Here is an 18,446-nt window from a genome sequence, read left to right on the forward strand (position 1 = left end):
CTAAAATTTGTGTCCAGCCTCTTTATTTATGTGTCCAAAACGGTAAAGTGAATAACTGGAGGACCCAATAACTTTTGTAATGCTTCATCATATCTTATGGCAGGAATTTATAAAACGTTCCTTCATTTTGTCTATAGCGAAACTGAACAGCTCCATTTTTGTCTGTTCTTAAAATGACTGTCTCCTGCAAACGATCAATCACTTTGCTGGAAGGGTGTCCATAAACGTTATTTACACCTGCAGAGATTAAAGTATATTGAGGATTCAGCACATCAATAAATGATTGATCCGAGGAGGAATCACTTCCATGGTGGGCTGCTTTCAAAACATCCGCCCGTAAATCAGGGTAAAGTTCTATTATTTCCTTTTCTTCCTCTTTTCCAATATCTCCGGTAAACAGCCAGCGTTTCCCCCCTGCTTCTGTATACAATACAAGAGAATTTTCGTTTGCTCCATGTTTATCTCTGACTGGTGCCAGTACATAAAAAGGATGGCCGCCAATTTCCACTTCATGATTATGTGAAACCCTTTTTATGTCCACATTATTTTCCAGCCAATGCGAAACTGTAGTTTCTTCAAACTGATAATAATCACTCACCAGTATTTGATCAATATTCAACTCCTCAACCATAAATGATATACTGCCCGTATGGTCTACATCTTCATGGGTTAAAAAAACAGCATCAATCTCCCTGATACCCCGTGAATATAAATAAGGTTTAATAATTTGTTTATACACATTTTTATTTCCTTCCATATCTTCAAAAGAAAGGCGCGCCCCGGCATCAATCATAATTACCCCTCTGCGATATGGCAGCTCTATAACAAAGGCATCTCCCTGACCGATATCCAGCATGGTTATCCTTCCCTCTGGAGATAAATAGGGAAGTATCAGCATGCTGATTACAAGCAGACAGATACATAAACCATGCATAAAAGCTTTCCTGCGGTTATTTTTCTCCAAGTGAAACATTAAGGAAAAAAAGAATACATAATAGCCGATAATGATAATGGATGGCAAGGAGCCTGTAACCCAGGGAAAATTCAGATGTGAGTCAATCCATATAATAAAATCAAGGAAATATTCATGTACCATAATAAAGAAATGATCAAATATGTTTGTAAGAGTTGAAAAAGGAGAGGTTATAAAAATAATAAACATGAATGGTATAACAAAAAGAGAAAAGTAAGGTACAACGATGACGTTCAGCAGGATAGACAGCGGTTGAAAATAGGAAAAATAGGCAATCAGCAGGGGAAAAATCATCATTTGTGCCACAAAGCTTATTTGCAGGCTCTGATACAGCGTACGAGATGAGTCAGTAATCCATTTCCTTGAAATCAGCAAAGCAAATGTTACCGCAAATGAAAGCTGAAAACCAACATGAAAGATGATATTGGGTTCCATCAAAATCAATAATAAAAACACAATGCTCAGGACGTCAGTTACACTTAAATGGAGCTTTAACTTATTCAAAATGATAAAAATGAGCACCATAGTGCTTGCACGCCATACCGAAGGCTCGCCGCCGGCCAGGATAGCATAAACCGGCAAAAATAATAACATGATCCACGCTGCTTTCTCTTTCGTTGCCAAGTTTAATTTTATAAGCATGAAATAGACAAAAGAAACGATGATGCCAATATGCAATCCCGAAATAGCAAGAATATGGGATAAACTCCAGCGCTGGAACAATTCAATGATCTCATCTCCGATTTTTGTGTCGTCGCCCAGAACCAGGGCATGCAGCCAGGCTGCTGTGTAAGAGCCTATTTTTTCTTCAGCATAACGGGATAATTTTAAACGGAGGGAATATAATCGATGTAAAAATGAAGAGCCTTCACAGGATATGTCTTCCAAAGAAGAGACAATAATTTGTTTTGTAATGCTTTTTGTCAGTAAATATTCCCGGTAATTAAATTCACCCGGGTTTCTGCTTTCATCCGGTATCTCTTCATCTCCATAAATGATGCATGATGCACCATGTTTCAGCTGGATAAAATCATCATTTGCCAGAAGATCCTTACTATCCGGGGGAAAATATAAAATGAGGGTATTTTGACCGCTTTCTTTCCGGAGGGTGAATTCCACTTTCTTATTTGTAATTTCATCCACACTGCTGATTTCACCCTGAACTGTTTCTTTTGCTGCAGCTTCTTCGTTTAAGGCATTGGAATCATAGGAAGGTATATGGTTATAAAAGAAAATGTAACAGATTAGGGACAAAATTACAGGTATTTTCCCTAACCGGTTACGATAGAATAAATAGCTTAGCCAAATGAAGAAAAGGATCATAAACCAATTATATTGAAAATGGATGGTGAAAATACTGACAAGCACTGCGGCTGCCGGAATATGCCAATATCCTTTCATTGACTTTAGACCTTTCTGTTTTCCGGAAACAGTTGTTCCGCCTGCTGCTTTAGTTTATTTACTTCAGCTTTGTTATCCATCATCGGCTCCAGCCTTGCTAAAAGTTCATCCACATATTTCTTCTTTTGCTGATAATTTGTATCCACAGCCAAGTAATCCAGTTCCACTTTTTTCATTTCCACGCCAGCTTCCCTGAATAACTGGATAGCAAATTCATTATTGCGATAATCGGTTTGATAATAAACTGTTTTTATTCCTGCCTGAATAAGCTGTTTGCTGCATTGCAGACAAGGGAAATGGGTTATATAAATATCCGCATTCTCAGTTGGAACACCAAATTTGGCACATTGCAATAGAGCATTGGCTTCCGCGTGAACTGTCCGTACACAGTGGCCGTCCACTACATAACAGCCTTCGTCAATACAATGAACACTCCCGGAAACACTTCCGTTATATCCGCCGGCAATAATCCGTTTTTCACGGACAATCGTTGCACCTACCATCAATCTTGTACAAGTACTGCGCAATGCCAGCAAATGGCTTTGAGCCATGAAATATTGGTCCCATGATATTCTTTCCATCTGCAAAACTCCCCCTGTATATTTTTCCATTCAATAATTTTATATCAAAAAACTACTTTTTATTTAGTTTACGTTTCCCGGCAAATTACGTCAATTATCTAAGGTATGATAATTTCGTCCAGTATATTTTCCAATGTTTTCTGGCCAATGCCGGAAATATCAAGCAGATCCTCGGCCGTTTGAAACTGTCCATGCTCTTCCCTGTATTGAATAATCGCCTCTGCCTTGGCAGGGCCAATGCCGCTAAGCGTTTCAATTTCCGGCTGATCAGCAACATTAATTCGGATTTTTCCTTCATGATCAGTTCCACTGCTGATGCCGACTGATTCCCCTTCTTTTCCAATTTTCGATATAATAATAACCATTTCATCTTGAACCCGTTGAGCTAAATTCACCTGGGTCTCATCAGCTTCATCCGTAAACCCGCCTGCCTTTTGGATAACATCATTTACCCGGGAGCCCGCATGTATTTCATATACACCTGGGTTTCTGACTTCTCCTTTCACATCCACCATGACTTCGATATCTGAAGATAATTCATCTGATTCCGGATCATTGCCTGCCCGGGGTATTTCCTCTACCATCCTGACACCTTCATTAACTTCAGCTCCCCCGCCATCATCTTTAGTAATAAATAAAAATAATCCTATGCCAATAATGACACCAACAGCAAATAAGGTTTTTTTCATAAACTCATTCAATCAGGACACACCCTTATATATAAATAATGAAAAAGTTTGGATTGTATTAATTCAGGTGAGGAGGAATGAACATTCAGAAGAAAAAAGGGGAAAGCCCATTTATATATTAAATTCGACACACATCAGCAAAATCCTTTAAAAAAATACCGGCAGGTGAATTATTTTTCCCTGCCGGTATTTTCCGCTATAAAGAAAATCCTTTCCGCATCCTCTTTTACTATATCATTTTGGAAGGTAAAATCACTATACCATTTTATATTTTTAAAGCCTGCATCACTCAAAAGTTTTTTATAAGCTTCCACAGAAAAAGTCCGCTGATGGTGCAGTTCATCAAATCGTATATAATGGCCGCCCTCCAAAGAAAAAAAGGTTAACTCATGAAAAACTTCTCCAGGGTGATCCCCTTCAACACAAAACCAGATATAAGACGCATCTTCCCCTGCATCTGCAAACGTCTGATTTTTCAAATGATGCTCCATATGAAAGAAAGAATGCACATCAAACACAAACAGACCGTCTTCTTTTAAGGATGCTGCCACTCGATAAAAGACATCGCTTAATTCCTTTTCAGATGTAATGTAATTGATGGAATCGCAATAGCTGACTATCAAATCCATATTAACAAACCCTTCAAGTTCCCGCATATCTTGAAGCACCCATTGGACAGAAAGGTTTTTCTTAATTGCTTTATCAGCTGCCAGTGTAAGCATATCTGGAGAAAAATCGACTCCAGTAACTTGAAAGCCTTCTTCAGCCAGGCGCAAAGCAATCTCGCCTGTGCCACAGCCCAGATCGGCAATTTTATCAATTGACCGGCCGGATTTTTGAATGACTTGCTTTGTAAATTCCAGCCACTTGTCATAAGGTGCGTCCGTCATTAAGGTATCATAGACAGCGGCCATATGTGTATAAGCCATTCTTATTCCCCATTCAGCTTTAAAGGTACTTGGGCCGCATCTCCCCAGAGCCGTTCCAAATTATAGTAATGACGTTCATCTTTATGAAAAATATGACAGACGATATCGCCAATATCTACAAGTATCCACCTGGCCTGTTCAAAACCTTCCATTCGATTCAGCTTAATATCATTTTCATCCATTGTTTCTTTTATACCTCTGGCAATCGCCTGGACCTGTCGTTCTGTATTTCCGTGGCAAATAAGAAAATAATCTGCAACAAGCGATACTTCATTCATATTCAGTGCAAGCAGATTCTCAGCTTTTTTCCCATCACAGGCTTCTGCTGCAAGCTGTAAAATTTCTTCCTTTTCCATCTATAAATTACCTCCATCTATACGATTCGTTAAATCATTATAAGCATAAAAAGTATCCGGGTAAACGGTGACCTTTTTTTCCAAAAGGAAGATGCACGTATTCCTAAGTGCCATCCAGCAAGCCCGCATCAAATCGGCATCAGCCATTTCCCGCACTTCTTCCACACCCGGAAAGCTTCTGTTAGGTTCTATATAATCCGCTAAAAATATAATCATGTCAAGTTTGCTCATCATAGCTTTTCCGGTTGTATGATAATGGATTGCAGACAGGATATCTTTATCAGTTATTCCACATTCCCGCTCCACCAAAACTGCGCCTACCGGGCCATGCCAAATTTCATGATGATAATTCAACAAATCCTTTGAAAGTGTTTTTGTTGATTTAATCCACCTTGCCATTTCTTCCGTTGAACGGTATTTTGCATAATCATGAAATATAGCTGCAAGTTCTGTTTTTTTCTCGGAGATACCGTAAATCTTTGCTAAATAAATTCCTGTTTCCGCAACTCTTAAAGTATGATCAAAACGTTCTTGTGTTAATTGCTGTCTGACAACTTCAATAGCCTTATCCTTTTTCATACAATCGTTTCTCCTTCATATAGCCGTAGACCTTTTCCGTTGTTAAATGGGCTACCGATTTCTTTTTTTGCAGCCTTTTTCTTAATAAAGTCGAAGAAATTTCAATGACTGGTATGTCAACTTCAATGATCGGATAAGCGGAAGCAAGGTGATATCCGGCCCTTTTTACACCAACGAAATGGACAAGCTCCCTAAGCGCGTCTATCTTATGCCAATGCGGCAAATATTCCACCATATCGGCTCCTATAATAAAATAGAAATCCCTGGAAGGGTGAGATTTTTTTAACATTGCCAACGTATCATAGGTATAGGAGTTTCCCGCTCGTTCGAGTTCTATTGTATTTACCTTAAAATAAGGATTGGAAGCAGTGGCCAATTCCACCATTTTCACTCTGTTTTCCGGACGCGCTTTGGCATCATCTTTATGTGGGGGTGTGTAGGAGGGGATAAACCATACCTCCTCCAATCCCAATTTCTGCCGCACTTCCTCAGCTATTATTAAATGCCCCAGATGGGGCGGATCAAATGTTCCGCCTAAGATTCCTGTACGTTTCATCACACCCACCCTTTTACGGCAACTGTATCTGCTTGTGTTCTTCCGATTCTTTGTACAGGACAATATTATTGCCAATTACCTGTACGAGCTCCGCATCTGCTCCACCAGCTATATCAATTGCCACTTCATCTTTATCATCCATATTATTTTGTAAAATGCTTACCTTAATCAATTCTCTTTTTTCGAGAGCTTCACTGATTTGTTTCAGCATTTGATCATTTACACCCTCTTTGCCAACTTGAAAGATAGGCTTTAAATGGTGTGCTTTTTTTCTTAAAAATCTTTTTTGTTTGCCGGTTAACATATTATCTTCCTTTCAACTCCAGCAATAATTTCTGGTCAAGTCCATCAATCGGTACCTTTTCTCCTGTCCAAAGCTCAAAGGCATATTGTGCCTGGTATAAAAGCATCGTATGTCCGTAATGAATAGACGCACCAGCATTTTTCGCCTGCTGCAAAAAAACAGTATTTATTGGCTGGTAAATTATATCACTTGCAATAGCAGTTTCTTTTATATGCTCCAATGAAATAATGGATCTGTCTTTAGCGGGTTTCATTCCGACCGAGGTTGTTTGTACAATAATATCATAATTGCCAGCAGCCAGTTCCGCTTCTTTAAGTGTTAAAATTGTCGTTTTGGTTTTTTTATTTCCTATTTCCGAAATTTGAACTGCACTATTTTCGGTGCGATTAGCAATATCAATGTGATTGAATCCTTCATCACTTAAAGCAGCATAAATACCCCGTGCTGCCCCGCCTGCTCCGATAACTAATATAGAATTTGATTTGTCACGGAACAACTCGGGAAATTTGCTTTCCAGGGAACGCAGATATCCGATCCCATCTGTATTATAGCCTGTCCAAATTCCATTTTCGTTAACTACTGTGTTCACTGCACCCATTTTCCGTGCAGTATCATCCACTTTATCCAAAAGGGGCAGAATCTTTTGTTTATATGGAACTGTCACATTAAAGCCATGAAGCTGTTTAGATTTTAACTTTTCCATTTCAAGGCCTAACGAAGTTTTCTGGTCAATTTCATAAATAGTATACTCCCCTTCCAACCCGGCCTTTTTTAAAAAATGCTTATGGATCCAAGGTGATAAGGAATGATTGATTGGATAGCCAATTAAAGAAAATCGGTAATGCATACTGCTCCCCCTTATATTAAAGCATTTCTTTTTGTTACTGTTACCCCTTTTGGACTATGAGCTGCTATGGCGATGTTTTGACTATCAGTACTCACCCAGCCCAAACCGGGAAATACAATATCCGTTTTGCCTTCTCCTACATGAAATTTGCTTTCCTGAAGCGGAGGCAATTGATCCATTGATTGCTGATCAGGCGGACTTAATAAATCGCCTGCATGATTGTCATATAATTTATCTGCATTTTCCAGCTTTGTACGGTGAATCTGCAGCTCATTGGAAAAATAGCATACAAACGATTGTTTTTCCCCTTTAAGAAAGTCCAGTCTGGCCAGCCCCCCAAAAAATAAGGTTTGACCACTGTTTAATTGATAAACCCGAGGTTTTATTTCCTTCCGGGGAGTGATTATCTTTAAATCCTCAGCGGATACATAATGCGACATTTGGTTTTTATTTATAATACCCGGCGTATCAATGAATGATGATTGGTCATCCAAAGGTATTTCAATAAATCCAAGTGTCGTTCCGGGAAAATAGGAAGTAGTAATTACGTTGCTGTACCCGGTTGACTGCTTAATCAATCTGTTGATAAAAGTGGATTTCCCCACATTAGTTGCTCCAACAATATATACATCCCGCTTTTTTCTAAGAGCATCAATTTTTTCCCCGAGAACTTGAAAACCATGCCCTTTTTCGGATGATATTAAAAGTACATCAACTACACTAAGTCCTGCCTCTTTTGCAGAGGCTTTCAGCCATTGGATCAGCTTCCGTTCATTTGTTGATTTTGGCAGTAAATCCATCTTATTTCCCACTAAAATTATTGGGTTATCTCCCACAATTCCGGGCAGACTTTGAATCATCGTGCCATGGACATCAAAAATATCAATTAGATGAACGACCAGGCTTTTCGTATTTCTTATTGAACTGATCATCCTGAGAAAGTCATCATCCCTAATTTCCACGTCCTGTATTTCGTTATAATGTTTTAATCGAAAACAGCGTTTGCATAATGGGCTGTCCTTTTCCAGGGAAGATGATGGAATATAACCTAAATCTTTTGGGTTTTTCGATTGGAGAAGTACTCCACATCCCTGGCAAACCATGTCATTCATTTATTATTCCTCCCAGCTGATTTTGCCTTTTCGCCGCATATAGTTTAATATTCTTCTTTCGAATTTCCGGTTAATCCTGGTGATTTTGCCATCGGTTTCTACAATGGGAACCACCAGGATTGTATAGAATCCAGCATAATTTCCGCCGAGTACATCCGTTAATACTTGATCCCCGATTACGACTACCTCTTCCTTTTTCAGTCCCATTTCCTTTGCGGCTGTTTTAAAAGCCCGGCCTAAAGGTTTTCGGGCACTAAACACAAAAGGAGTTCCCAGTGGTTCTGAAAAAATCTTTACCCTGTCCTGTTTATTATTTGAAATAATGGTGATTTTTATATCATGGTTCTTCATCAACTCAAACCATTGAATTACTTCCTCTGTTGCATCCTTTACATCCCATGCAACGAGGGTATTATCCAGGTCTGTAATAATTCCTTTTATCCCTTTTTTCTTTAACACCTCAGGCTGTATATCAAAAATACTTTTAACATGTTCATTCGGCAAAAAAGATTTTAACAATATGGACACCTCAATTGATCGCACTTTCCGTCTATATCGATTTTTAATTATAACCCTATCGTATACCAACTTTCTAGTAATATAAAGTGAAACAGGAAAAAATTACACCTGTTCAAACATAGAGGAAAGTGAATTAGCTTGTCTTTTGCTTTCCTCTATCATTTTTAATACAGGATATTGCATATTCAGCAAAAAAAGAATAGTACTTTAAGGAAACGTGCAAATTAGTGCCAAAATGACTAAAATCGTTCGACAAATACTTTCATTTTTTGCATTGTGGATAACTTTATTCACATAACAAATAAGATTGGAGCAATCAAAATGAGCACAAAAATTACTTTGCTCACAAGTTATCTACAGGCAGCTGTAGATAACCCGAGTCTTGTCCATCCCTAAATTACGTGTTAAATTATTACTAATCTATTCCGTGGCGGGAGGGCTGTATGATGGAACATTTGTCGGATGAGTTACTTCTCGAATCTTACTTTACAGCAAATGAATTAAATTTAAGCCCTGATTTCCTATTATTAATTGAAGAAGAAATTCATAGAAGGCGTTTATCACATAAAATAAAAAATTCCACTAAAACATAATATGGTACAGAATGAATGTACCTCTGCAATTAACATTTGCAGGGGTACATTTTTTGTACGGAAGATGGGAAGTATATCAATACTGCAAGTAAGCCGCCAATTTAATAAAATTTATAAAATTAATAGCCGACTGATACGTAAATTATAAAAAATTTTTCATTCTTTTTCCCTGTTTCTTCTTATTTAAAGGGTAATTTAATCCAAAAAACTTCCCGATGTTTATCCATGCAAGCTGAATAAAAATACGTTATACTATTCAATAAGTTTTTACATAGAATAGGTTAATTCATTGAATGAAACATGAAGTAAACAGCAAGGAGGTAGTTTTTTTGACTGCTTTACACTGGGTGACCGTCTCACCCTTTTTATTGGCAATCTTAATCCCCATCATATATAAGTATACAAAACGGATACATACCGGCTGGTTTGTTTTACCCCTGCCACTCATTTTATTTATTTTTTTAATTTCCAATTTACCGGATATATCAAATGGCGATGTTATGCATTATTCGATGCCGTGGGTTCCTTCTCTGGGCATTAACTTTGATGTTTACCTGGACGGTTTAAGTATGTTGTTTGCCCTTCTGATTACGGGAATTGGCACTTTGGTTATTTTGTATTCCATTTATTACTTATCAAAAAATAGTGAGAAGTTAAATCAATTCTATGTATATATTTTAATGTTTATGGGAGCAATGCTCGGTGTTGTCATGTCTGATAACCTGATTGTTTTGTATGTGTTCTGGGAAGTTACCAGTGTCTCCTCCTCCCTGCTGATCAGCTATTGGTATCAGCGGGAGAAGTCGATACAGGGTGCTCTTAAATCCATGTATATCACAGTCTTCGGAGGACTTTCCATGCTGGGCGGGTTTTCTCTGATTTATGTAATGGCAGGTTCTTTCAGCATACGTGAAATCATAGCCAATGTGGACCTTGTCACAACAAGTTCTCTGTTTGTGCCTGCCATGCTGTTAATTCTGCTTGGGGCGTTTACCAAATCGGCACAATTTCCATTTCATATTTGGCTTCCTGATGCTATGGAAGCACCCACTCCTGTTAGTGCATATTTGCATTCAGCGACAATGGTTAAAGCCGGTATATACTTGATAGCCCGATTGACACCGGTATTTGGCGGATCGCCAGAATGGTTCTGGATTGTTTCTGTTGCTGGGCTTGTTACACTGCTTTGGGGTTCTGTATCTGCAGTCAGGCAGAAGGACTTGAAATCCATTTTGGCTTTTTCCACGATCAGTCAGCTTGGTTTAATTGTTACGCTGCTTGGAATCGGGTCGGCTGCCATCTATTTTGATGGCGTGCCGGATGAATTATATTACACAGCAATTATGGCTGCTGTCTTTCATTTAATTAACCATGCAACATTCAAAGGAAGCTTGTTTATGACAGCAGGTATTATAGATCATGAGACAGGAACCCGTGATATCAGGAAACTGGGCGGATTGATGACGATCATGCCAATTACGTTTACCATATCGCTGGTAGGTCTTTTATCCATGGCCGGCATACCGCCTTTTAACGGGTTCTTAAGCAAGGAACTGTTTTTTACCGGTACTTTGAATGTAATGAATTATGAGATGATTGATTTAAGTACTTGGGGAATTATATTCCCTGTGGTGGCTGTGATTGCAAGTATCTTTACTTTTCTTTACTGTGCCATCTTATTTTTCAAAACGTTTACAGGGAAATTTAAACCTGAAAACTATGATGTAAAAGTACATGAGGCACCGGTTGGAATGCTTATCAGTCCAGCAATTCTTGGTGCTTTGGTAATTATTTTTGGTCTGTTTCCTAATATCCTTTCCTATACAATCATTCATCCGGTAATGACATCGATCTTGCCGAATATAACGGAACAGATTGAGGTTAACTTTTCTTTATGGCATGGTTTTAATACAGAATTGTTCATGACCTTCATTGTAATCGCCGTTGGAGCGCTGCTTTATGTATTAATGAAAAAATGGTCGCAGACGCAATTCTACTTAAATGAAAGAGACCCATTTAATAATTTGTATGACCATGGTTATAATGGACTGATTAAGGGTTCTCAAGCAATAACCAGGGTACAGATGACAGGACTGCTGAGAGACTATTTTGTTTACATGTATACCTTTATTATTTTACTGGCGGGATATACGATGTTCCGAAGCGATGCATTTGCTGTTGATACAGTAAATGTATCTGAAATAAGCCCTTATATGTGGGCACTTTCTGTGGTCTTTATTCTGGCCACGCTGGCAGTTCCTTTTATTAATAACAGAATAACTGTCATTGTCGTAGTTGGCGTGATCGGATTTATGATGGCACTGTTCTTTGTTCAGTTCAGGGCTACAGACCTAGCCCTGACCCAATTACTCATAGAGAGTGTGCAAGTGGTCCTGTTCATGCTGGTATTTATGCATCTGCCAAAACTAAAAAAAGAAGTCTTCAAACCAGGATTCAGCCTTGTTAACATGGGTATTTCGATTGCAGTTGGAGCCTTCGTTACTATTATGGCATTAAGCGCTTTTGCCATGGGTAGTGAAGCTGGATTTGATACCATTGCAGAATATTTTATTGCCAACTCAAAAGAATTGGCTGGCGGATACAACATCGTTAATGTTGTGCTTGTAGATTTCCGTGGTCTGGATACGCTTCTGGAAATTCTCGTGCTTGCTATTGCGGCACTTGGTGTAGTTTCATTAATTAAACTTCGCTTTACAGGGAGGGAAGATGTATGAAACAGCTGAAAACAAATAACGTCATGCTGCATACGCTGGTTCGCATCGTTTCCTTTGTAGTACTTGCCTTTTCCATTTATTTATTTTTTGCGGGGCATAATAATCCGGGGGGAGGCTTCATTGGCGGCCTAATGACTGCAGCTGCCTTTGTTTTACTGTATCTTTCATTTAATATGAAAACATTGAAAAAAGCCCTGCCTTTTAACTTTGACTTATTAATCGGCGGGGGGCTGCTGATTGCCTTTCTTACAGGTGTAACATCAATGCTGTTTGGGTTTCCGTTTTTAACCCAATTCTTTGAATATGTTCAGATTCCCTTCATGGGAGAGGTGGAATTAACTACTGCCCTACCATTTGATTTGGGTGTCTATCTTGTCGTTTTAGGGGCAGCCTTAACAATAATATTAACGATTGCGGAGGATGATAAATAATGGAAATACTCATATCCATCATCATCGGTGTCCTCTTTACTGTCGGTACTTATATGCTGCTTATGAGAAGTCTGCTGCGGGTCGTTATAGGTACAATGTTTCTGTCGCATGGCGCTCACCTGCTGCTCTTGACGATGGCTGGTTTGCAGCGGGGAGGGCCGCCTCTCCTGGGGTTTGATGCAGAGGCTTATGCTGACCCGCTTCCTCAGGCGATGGTACTTACAGCCATCGTTATCAGTTTTGGAGTAACTTCTTTAATACTTGTGTTAGCTTACCGTACATATAAAGTACATAAGACAGATGATTTGAACCAATTAAGGGGATCTAAAGATGAATAATTTAGTTATACTTCCAGTATTAATTCCATTTTTCACTGGAGCATTGCTCATTTTATTTTCAAAGAAACAAAGAATACAGAAGATCATCAGCAGTATCAGTTCATTTGTTATTTTGGCAGTGGCAATTTACCTGGCTGTTTATGTCTATCAAAACGGAATTACTGTTTTAGAAGTTGGTGACTGGCCGGCGCCGTTTGGCATTGTTTTGGTTGCTGATATGTTCGCAAATATCATGGTTATTCTGTCAGCGATTGTAGGGGTAGTTTGTCTGTTCTTCACTTTTCAGACGATCTCACCAAAAAGGGAAAAATATTATTTTTATCCTTTTTATTTTTTCCTTTTAACTGGAGTTAATGGAGCCTTCCTGACAGGAGATTTGTTTAACCTGTTTGTGTTTTTCGAAGTAATGCTCATTGCTTCTTACGTATTGATCGTGCACGGCGGCACTAAATACCAGCTGCGGGAATCATTCAAATATGTGATCATTAATGTGTTCTCATCCATGCTGTTTTTGGTCGCGGTTGCTTATATCTATTCTATAACAGGCACATTAAACATGGCACATCTTTCTGAACGAGTTGCAGAGCTCGAACAAGCTGGAGCATTAAACGTTGTTGCCGTATTGTTTTTTATCGTTTTTGCCATTAAAGGTGCGCTGTTTCCGCTGTACTTCTGGCTCCCGCGTTCCTATTATGGCCCGCCTGCTGCTATTGCAGCGTTGTTTGGCGGCTTACTGACCAAAGTTGGTGTTTATGCCATTATCCGAACTTTTACATTGATTTTTTATCATGATGCAGGCTTCACGCATAAAGGCATCATAACTGCGATTGCCGGTTTCACTATGCTGCTGGGTGTACTTGGTGCAGTCTCTCAATTTAACTTTAAGCGAATTCTTTCCTATCATATTATCAGTCAGGTTGGTTATATGGTAATGGGACTTGGTGTTTATACTACCTTGGCTGTAGCCGGTGCAATTTATTATATTGTCCACCATATTATTGTTAAATCGGCATTATTCCTGTTTGCGGGGGCAACAGAGAAAATCACGGGAACCAATGATTTAAAACAAATGGGCGGATTACTGAAAACTCATCCGTATCTTGCCTGGATGTTTTTTATTACCGCATTATCTTTGGCGGGAATCCCTCCATTAAGCGGTTTCTTCAGTAAATTTCCGATTATATTATCCAGTTTTCAGGAAGAGCAATATGTCATTGGCGGAGTTGCCCTGTTGGTTGGGTTATTGACTTTGCTTTCCATGATGAAAATTTTCAGCTATGTGTTTTGGGGAAAGCAAAAGCATACTGAAGAACAGGCTAAGTACCCTGCAGGAAAATTATTATTGCCGATAGTACCTTTAGTTGCTTTAACGATTATTCTCGGTTTAGCAGCTGAGCCTATTTTCTCTTATTCTTTAATGGCCGCAGAACAGATAATGGATCCAACCCACTATATTGATTCTGTGTTAAAGGAGTAGTTGTTTATGGCTTTTCAAATTTTAATCAATATTTTAATGGCTGTTATTTGGATGCTTCTGCAAAATAGTTATAGCATCGTCGACTTTCTCTTTGGTTATATTATCGGGATCCTCATCCTGTTCGCATTACGCCGTTTTCTGGTTTTTGATTTTTACTTCCGGCGTGTCTGGGCTTTTATTAAACTGACCATCATCTTCTTTAAGGAGCTGGTCTTGGCCAACATCGACATGATCAAAATTATACTTAAGCCAAAAATGGATATAAAACCGGGTATTGTTGCCATTCCTACACAACTGGAAACAGACTTGGAAATTACGCTTTTGGCTGCATTAATTACCCTGACACCCGGTACGTTATCCATGGACTTTTCCGATGACAGCAGTCTGATATTTGTACATGCTATAGATATAGACTCCAAGGAAGATACAATCCGTAATATCCTTGACTCTTTTGAAAAAGCAATTCTGGAGGTGACAGAATAATGTTTGGCATCATCCTGAATATAGTGTTAATCATGTTGTCCCTTAACATTGTGATCTGTTTTATCCGTACGCTTATTGGGCCATCCCTTCCTGATCGCATTTTGGCTCTTGACGCACTGGGAATGCAATTAATCGGGGTTATAGGGGTGATCATGATTGCACAGGATACTGTGGCATATGCAGAAGTAGCATTGGTGCTCAGTATTCTTGCCTTTATTGGAACAGTAGCCATGTCCAAATTCATCGAAAGGGGTGTTATTTTTGACCCTGATTGAAATTATTATTAGTATATTGCTTTTGGCCGGGGGGGCATTATCCATTATCAGCGGGATTGGCATATTGCGCCTGCCTGATGTTTACAGCCGGATACATGCAGCCTCTAAAGTATCTACGCTGGGAGCTATTCTTATTATGACGGCTGTATTTCTTTATTTCCTGCTGGAGAGAATTTTTGTGCCAAAACTTTTGTTAACCATCTTTTTTATTTTCCTGACAGCACCGGTGGCAGGACTTATGATGGGAAGATCTGCTTATCGATATGGCATTAAGCTATGGGGGAAAAGTACAGAAGACGATTTAAAAAAATACATGGAAATAAAAACTAAAGAAAACAGCAAATAAAAAACGAATTTTATTTTTTAAATTCGTTTTTTATTTTGGCTCTTTTTTGCACAGATTGAAACTGTACTAAAATGCTGGCAACGCAAAAAGGCCTAATAAATCAATAAACCTGAGCCATAACCGATACGGATGAGCGGGACTCAGGTAGAAAAAGACAATAAGGGATACCGGGGAAAGCGTCTCAGGTACATTATTGTATCCTAAAAATTTAAGGCTGCCTTCACTCCCCGGGTAATTTTACGTTTAAAGTAAGCAAATACAGGTTATATGATAATGATTATATTTCGTGCATTATTGGATAAATTAGAAGTAACATCATACAAAACGAGGGATTCCAACCAATGAATACAGATGAACTGCTCTCCAGTTTAAAAATGAAAAATACTTACGGTATACTGCCCGAAAAGATAAATGCTATACACCAAGACTCTCGTGAAGTTGGCCCGGGTACTTTATTCATATGTATTCAAGGCCACACGGTGGATGGACATAATTATTGCAATGAAGCTATCAGCAGAGGAGCATCTATTGTAGTAGCAGAAAGAAAGCTGCCAATAGATTATAACAATACATCTCTTGTCGTTGTCCCCGATTCAAAAAAAGCATTGTCCGTCCTCGCAGGTAAATTTTACGGCTTCCCTTCTTTAGATATGACTTTATTTGGGGTGACAGGCACAAATGGCAAAACTACAGTAACCAGTATCATCAAGCAGATGCTTCAAAAATCCGGACATACCGCAGCTTTATCCGGTACAAATGGACTCGAGGTGGGCAATGATTTTTTTACAAGTAAAAATACGACATCCGATGCACTGACAAACCATCTTATGCTGCATTATGTCAAGGAAAAGAATATAGACCATGTAGTGATGGAGGTTTCCTCTCAAGGCTTGTTGGAAGGCAGACTATGGGGGATTGATTTTGATATCGTTACATTTACAAACCTGACACATGACCATCTTGATTACCATGAAACGATGGAACAATATGGATATGTAAAGTCGCTTTTATTTTCCCAGCTTGGCAATAATACCAACAAACCAAAATTTGCTGTGTTAAACCAGGATGATAGCTGGTCAGATCTATATCGGAAAGTAACTGCCGCTGAAGTAATTACTTACGCTATTCATGAAGAAGCCAGCTTTCAAGCTGCAAATATACGCTATTATAAAGACAGGACCTCCTTTACACTTCATTCTCCTGAGGGAAAATTTCAGGCAGAGATGAGACTGCTTGGTGAATTTAATGTATACAACGCCCTTGCTGCCATTGCTTCCATGTATGTGAAGGGCGTCGATGTAATATCATTGGTCGAATTGCTTAAAGAAATTGAACCGATCCAGGGAAGAATGGAAAAAATAACGATACAAGCACCTATAACGATGTATGTGGATTATGCCCATACTCCGGATGCCATTGAAAAATCCATTTCCACGGTCCTTCCGTTTAAACAGAACAGACTAATCTACGTGGCAGGCACAGGCGGGGACAGGGACGCATATAAGCGTCCATTTATCGCTGAAAAAGCATCTTCAGCAGATGTGGTAGTCCTGACAATAAATGATCCCAGATATGAAGATACAGAACTGATTCTAAAAGAAATGGAAGCGGGGATGCAGCATAATAACTATGTACTGATTCCGGACCGGAAAGAGGCAATCAGTCATGCCATTGAAATAAGTGAACCCGGGGATATTATTGTATTCGCAGGAAAGGGACGGGAGGATTATCAAATCATTCATAATGAGAAGCACCCGCACAGTGATTTAACGATTGCCATGGAGCAATGTCAGCATAAATATCGTGATAATGCACCAAGTTTTTAAGCAAAAAATCAGCAAAGAAGGTTCGGACAGACACAAAACCTCCTCCAGCCACATACATTGATGTATAGGCTAAAGCCCAGCTCTTATTAGGAGGTGTACTGTTTGTCCGGAATTTTAAGTGTTCTTGCTCTTCTGGTTAAAGAAACACTATTTTTTGTTTCCTATGTAAAAAACCATGCATTTCCCCAGCCGCTCCCCCCCGAAGAAGAAATGAAGTATATAAAAGAAATGCAAAACGGGAGCGAGACAGCCAGGAATAAGCTAATAGAACATAATTTAAGACTCGTTGCACACATTGTGAAAAAATTTGAGAATACCGGTGAGGACGTAGAGGATTTAATTTCCATAGGGACAATCGGACTGATTAAAGGCGTGGAAAGCTTTTCTCTGGATAAAGGAACAAAGCTTGCAACTTATGCAGCCAGGTGTATAGAAAATGAGATACTTATGCATCTTAGGGCATTAAAAAAAGTAAAAAAAGATGTTTCACTTCATGATCCCATTGGTCAGGATAAAGAAGGAAATGAAATTAGTCTAATTGATATATTGGAAGCTGAAAATGAAAATATTATCGAATACATTCAATTAAACATGGAAATTAAAAAAATGCAGGATTACTTTACCGTACTAGATAAGCGGGAACGGGAAGTAGTTATGCATCGGTATGGATTAAATGATTCCAAAGAAATGACGCAAAGGGAAATTGCCAAAATGCTGAACATCTCCAGAAGTTATGTCTCCCGGATAGAAAAAAGAGCTTTAATGAAAGTATTTCATGAATATTACCGGAAAGAAAGACAATAAAGTGTATATAAATTTTTTTGCTATCTTAATTGGAAAATGAGCACATTCAATTGTGCTCATTTTCCAATTGTATTTTTATTTTCAATGACGTACAGCCATATCCTATCCCTGAAAGAATCGTCAGCAGGGAAAGGAAAAATAGAAGATTTCCTCCACTTGCCGGCTGAATATATGTTGTCGTAACCGCACCGAAGTATAAATAGCTTCCTATTACCAGTAAAACAGCCATAAATCTTCTGCAGTCCTTTTGCTTCAGCTTAAGCTGTTTTTTGTTTTTATTCATTTTCCCCCT

22 protein-coding genes are annotated in these 18,446 nt (G+C 38.8%); 10 read left to right on the forward strand and 12 right to left on the reverse strand.

The genetic code is table 11. From position 1 onward, the window contains the following. Positions 1-94: 94 nt before the first annotated feature. The 11 genes from GHD25_RS09580 to GHD25_RS09630 form a co-directional block, all read right to left on the reverse strand. Entirely contained in the window at positions 95-2,374 is a 2,280-nt protein-coding gene (locus GHD25_RS09580) for a DNA internalization-related competence protein ComEC/Rec2 (RefSeq protein WP_164216225.1), read from the reverse strand. A 5-nt stretch (positions 2,375-2,379) separates the two neighbouring features. Beyond that, positions 2,380-2,955 carry a ComE operon protein 2 gene (locus tag GHD25_RS09585; protein ID WP_164216226.1) on the reverse strand — a complete coding sequence of 192 codons (576 nt, stop codon included), beginning with the start codon at positions 2,953-2,955 and terminating at the stop codon, positions 2,380-2,382. A 98-nt stretch (positions 2,956-3,053) separates the two neighbouring features. Continuing rightward, positions 3,054-3,656, reverse strand: a complete 603-nt coding sequence (locus GHD25_RS09590; RefSeq protein ID WP_164216228.1) for a helix-hairpin-helix domain-containing protein — start codon at positions 3,654-3,656, stop codon at positions 3,054-3,056. Positions 3,657-3,814: 158 nt separating this feature from the next. Further along, complete coding sequence (locus GHD25_RS09595) at positions 3,815-4,573, reverse strand: class I SAM-dependent DNA methyltransferase (protein ID WP_164216230.1); 759 nt, start codon at positions 4,571-4,573, stop codon at positions 3,815-3,817. A gap of 2 nt (positions 4,574-4,575) precedes the next feature. Continuing rightward, positions 4,576-4,929: a ribosome silencing factor gene (rsfS, locus tag GHD25_RS09600; protein ID WP_164216232.1), complete on the reverse strand. Its 354-nt coding sequence runs from the start codon at positions 4,927-4,929 to the stop codon at positions 4,576-4,578. Continuing rightward, positions 4,930-5,508 carry a bis(5'-nucleosyl)-tetraphosphatase (symmetrical) YqeK gene (gene yqeK, locus GHD25_RS09605; RefSeq protein WP_164216234.1) on the reverse strand — a complete coding sequence of 193 codons (579 nt, stop codon included), beginning with the start codon at positions 5,506-5,508 and terminating at the stop codon, positions 4,930-4,932. It abuts the gene before it with no gap. Further along, on the reverse strand, positions 5,495-6,064 hold the full coding sequence (locus GHD25_RS09610) for a nicotinate-nucleotide adenylyltransferase (protein WP_164216236.1): 570 nt from the start codon (positions 6,062-6,064) through the stop codon (positions 5,495-5,497). Before GHD25_RS09610 ends, yqeK begins: the two co-directional genes overlap by 14 nt. A gap of 13 nt (positions 6,065-6,077) precedes the next feature. Beyond that, positions 6,078-6,368, reverse strand: a complete 291-nt coding sequence (yhbY, locus tag GHD25_RS09615) for a ribosome assembly RNA-binding protein YhbY (RefSeq protein WP_164216238.1) — start codon at positions 6,366-6,368, stop codon at positions 6,078-6,080. Position 6,369: 1 nt separating this feature from the next. Further along, positions 6,370-7,215: a shikimate dehydrogenase gene (aroE, locus tag GHD25_RS09620; RefSeq protein WP_164216240.1), complete on the reverse strand. Its 846-nt coding sequence runs from the start codon at positions 7,213-7,215 to the stop codon at positions 6,370-6,372. An 11-nt stretch (positions 7,216-7,226) separates the two neighbouring features. After that, positions 7,227-8,327 (reverse strand): ribosome biogenesis GTPase YqeH, encoded by a 1,101-nt coding sequence (gene yqeH / locus GHD25_RS09625; RefSeq protein WP_164216242.1) that lies wholly within the window; start codon positions 8,325-8,327, stop codon positions 7,227-7,229. A gap of 3 nt (positions 8,328-8,330) precedes the next feature. Further along, positions 8,331-8,846: a YqeG family HAD IIIA-type phosphatase gene (locus GHD25_RS09630; protein WP_164216244.1), complete on the reverse strand. Its 516-nt coding sequence runs from the start codon at positions 8,844-8,846 to the stop codon at positions 8,331-8,333. Positions 8,847-9,292: 446 nt separating this feature from the next. On the opposite strand from GHD25_RS09630, the gene sda reads away from it, so the two are divergent. The 10 genes from sda to sigK all read left to right on the forward strand — a co-directional run bounded on the left by sda (position 9,293) and on the right by sigK (position 18,154). Further along, positions 9,293-9,439, forward strand: coding sequence for a sporulation histidine kinase inhibitor Sda (sda, locus tag GHD25_RS09635; RefSeq protein ID WP_164216246.1), 147 nt, complete (start codon positions 9,293-9,295; stop codon positions 9,437-9,439). 329 nt (positions 9,440-9,768) lie between these two features. Continuing rightward, complete coding sequence (locus tag GHD25_RS09640; RefSeq protein ID WP_164216248.1) at positions 9,769-12,174, forward strand: Na+/H+ antiporter subunit A; 2,406 nt, start codon at positions 9,769-9,771, stop codon at positions 12,172-12,174. Further along, complete coding sequence (locus tag GHD25_RS09645; RefSeq protein ID WP_164216250.1) at positions 12,171-12,605, forward strand: Na(+)/H(+) antiporter subunit B; 435 nt, start codon at positions 12,171-12,173, stop codon at positions 12,603-12,605. The genes GHD25_RS09640 and GHD25_RS09645 overlap by 4 nt, the downstream gene beginning before the upstream one ends. Then, a complete protein-coding gene (locus tag GHD25_RS09650; RefSeq protein ID WP_164216251.1) occupies positions 12,605-12,943 on the forward strand; it encodes a Na(+)/H(+) antiporter subunit C in 339 nt (112 codons plus the stop codon). Before GHD25_RS09645 ends, GHD25_RS09650 begins: the two co-directional genes overlap by 1 nt. Beyond that, positions 12,936-14,420, forward strand: a complete 1,485-nt coding sequence (locus GHD25_RS09655) for a Na+/H+ antiporter subunit D (RefSeq protein WP_164216253.1) — start codon at positions 12,936-12,938, stop codon at positions 14,418-14,420. The genes GHD25_RS09650 and GHD25_RS09655 overlap by 8 nt, the downstream gene beginning before the upstream one ends. A 6-nt stretch (positions 14,421-14,426) precedes the next feature. Further along, entirely contained in the window at positions 14,427-14,903 is a 477-nt protein-coding gene (locus GHD25_RS09660) for a Na+/H+ antiporter subunit E (protein WP_164216255.1), read from the forward strand. Beyond that, a complete protein-coding gene (locus tag GHD25_RS09665; protein WP_164216257.1) occupies positions 14,903-15,178 on the forward strand; it encodes a Na(+)/H(+) antiporter subunit F1 in 276 nt (91 codons plus the stop codon). The genes GHD25_RS09660 and GHD25_RS09665 overlap by 1 nt, the downstream gene beginning before the upstream one ends. After that, a complete protein-coding gene (gene mnhG, locus GHD25_RS09670) occupies positions 15,165-15,524 on the forward strand; it encodes a monovalent cation/H(+) antiporter subunit G (protein WP_164216259.1) in 360 nt (119 codons plus the stop codon). The genes GHD25_RS09665 and mnhG overlap by 14 nt, the downstream gene beginning before the upstream one ends. A gap of 341 nt (positions 15,525-15,865) precedes the next feature. After that, positions 15,866-17,350, forward strand: coding sequence for a UDP-N-acetylmuramoyl-L-alanyl-D-glutamate--2,6-diaminopimelate ligase (locus GHD25_RS09675; protein WP_164216261.1), 1,485 nt, complete (start codon positions 15,866-15,868; stop codon positions 17,348-17,350). Positions 17,351-17,452: 102 nt separating this feature from the next. After that, complete coding sequence (sigK, locus tag GHD25_RS09680) at positions 17,453-18,154, forward strand: RNA polymerase sporulation sigma factor SigK (protein WP_164216263.1); 702 nt, start codon at positions 17,453-17,455, stop codon at positions 18,152-18,154. A gap of 46 nt (positions 18,155-18,200) precedes the next feature. On the opposite strand, the gene GHD25_RS09685 is transcribed toward sigK, so the two are convergent. Then, the gene (locus GHD25_RS09685) at positions 18,201-18,437 is read right to left on the reverse strand and encodes a YrhC family protein (protein ID WP_164216266.1); all 237 of its coding nucleotides are present in this window, start codon (positions 18,435-18,437) and stop codon (positions 18,201-18,203) included. Positions 18,438-18,446 lie beyond the last annotated feature (9 nt).

The organism is Virgibacillus aidingensis, from assembly GCF_010994035.1.
Classification (GTDB): Bacteria; Bacillota; Bacilli; order Bacillales; family Amphibacillaceae; genus Virgibacillus_N.

Bases quoted from the DNA above. Each gene is read 5' to 3' on its own strand.
- GHD25_RS09610 (WP_164216236.1), bottom strand. From the start codon at position 6,064: ATGAAACGTACAGGAATCTTAGGCGGAACATTTGATCCGCCCCATCTG.
- yhbY (WP_164216238.1), bottom strand. From the start codon at position 6,368: ATGTTAACCGGCAAACAAAAAAGATTTTTAAGAAAAAAAGCACACCAT.
- GHD25_RS09580 (WP_164216225.1), bottom strand. From the start codon at position 2,374: ATGAAAGGATATTGGCATATTCCGGCAGCCGCAGTGCTTGTCAGTATT.
- GHD25_RS09595 (WP_164216230.1), bottom strand. From the start codon at position 4,573: ATGGCTTATACACATATGGCCGCTGTCTATGATACCTTAATGACGGAC.
- yqeH (WP_164216242.1), bottom strand. From the start codon at position 8,327: ATGAATGACATGGTTTGCCAGGGATGTGGAGTACTTCTCCAATCGAAA.
- GHD25_RS09665 (WP_164216257.1), top strand. From the start codon at position 14,903: ATGTTTGGCATCATCCTGAATATAGTGTTAATCATGTTGTCCCTTAAC.
- GHD25_RS09585 (WP_164216226.1), bottom strand. From the start codon at position 2,955: ATGGAAAGAATATCATGGGACCAATATTTCATGGCTCAAAGCCATTTG.
- sda (WP_164216246.1), top strand. From the start codon at position 9,293: ATGGAACATTTGTCGGATGAGTTACTTCTCGAATCTTACTTTACAGCA.
- aroE (WP_164216240.1), bottom strand. From the start codon at position 7,215: ATGCATTACCGATTTTCTTTAATTGGCTATCCAATCAATCATTCCTTA.
- GHD25_RS09655 (WP_164216253.1), top strand. From the start codon at position 12,936: ATGAATAATTTAGTTATACTTCCAGTATTAATTCCATTTTTCACTGGA.
- GHD25_RS09660 (WP_164216255.1), top strand. From the start codon at position 14,427: ATGGCTTTTCAAATTTTAATCAATATTTTAATGGCTGTTATTTGGATG.
- yqeK (WP_164216234.1), bottom strand. From the start codon at position 5,508: ATGAAAAAGGATAAGGCTATTGAAGTTGTCAGACAGCAATTAACACAA.
- GHD25_RS09650 (WP_164216251.1), top strand. From the start codon at position 12,605: ATGGAAATACTCATATCCATCATCATCGGTGTCCTCTTTACTGTCGGT.
- GHD25_RS09645 (WP_164216250.1), top strand. From the start codon at position 12,171: ATGAAACAGCTGAAAACAAATAACGTCATGCTGCATACGCTGGTTCGC.
- rsfS (WP_164216232.1), bottom strand. From the start codon at position 4,929: ATGGAAAAGGAAGAAATTTTACAGCTTGCAGCAGAAGCCTGTGATGGG.
- GHD25_RS09675 (WP_164216261.1), top strand. From the start codon at position 15,866: ATGAATACAGATGAACTGCTCTCCAGTTTAAAAATGAAAAATACTTAC.
- GHD25_RS09685 (WP_164216266.1), bottom strand. From the start codon at position 18,437: ATGAATAAAAACAAAAAACAGCTTAAGCTGAAGCAAAAGGACTGCAGA.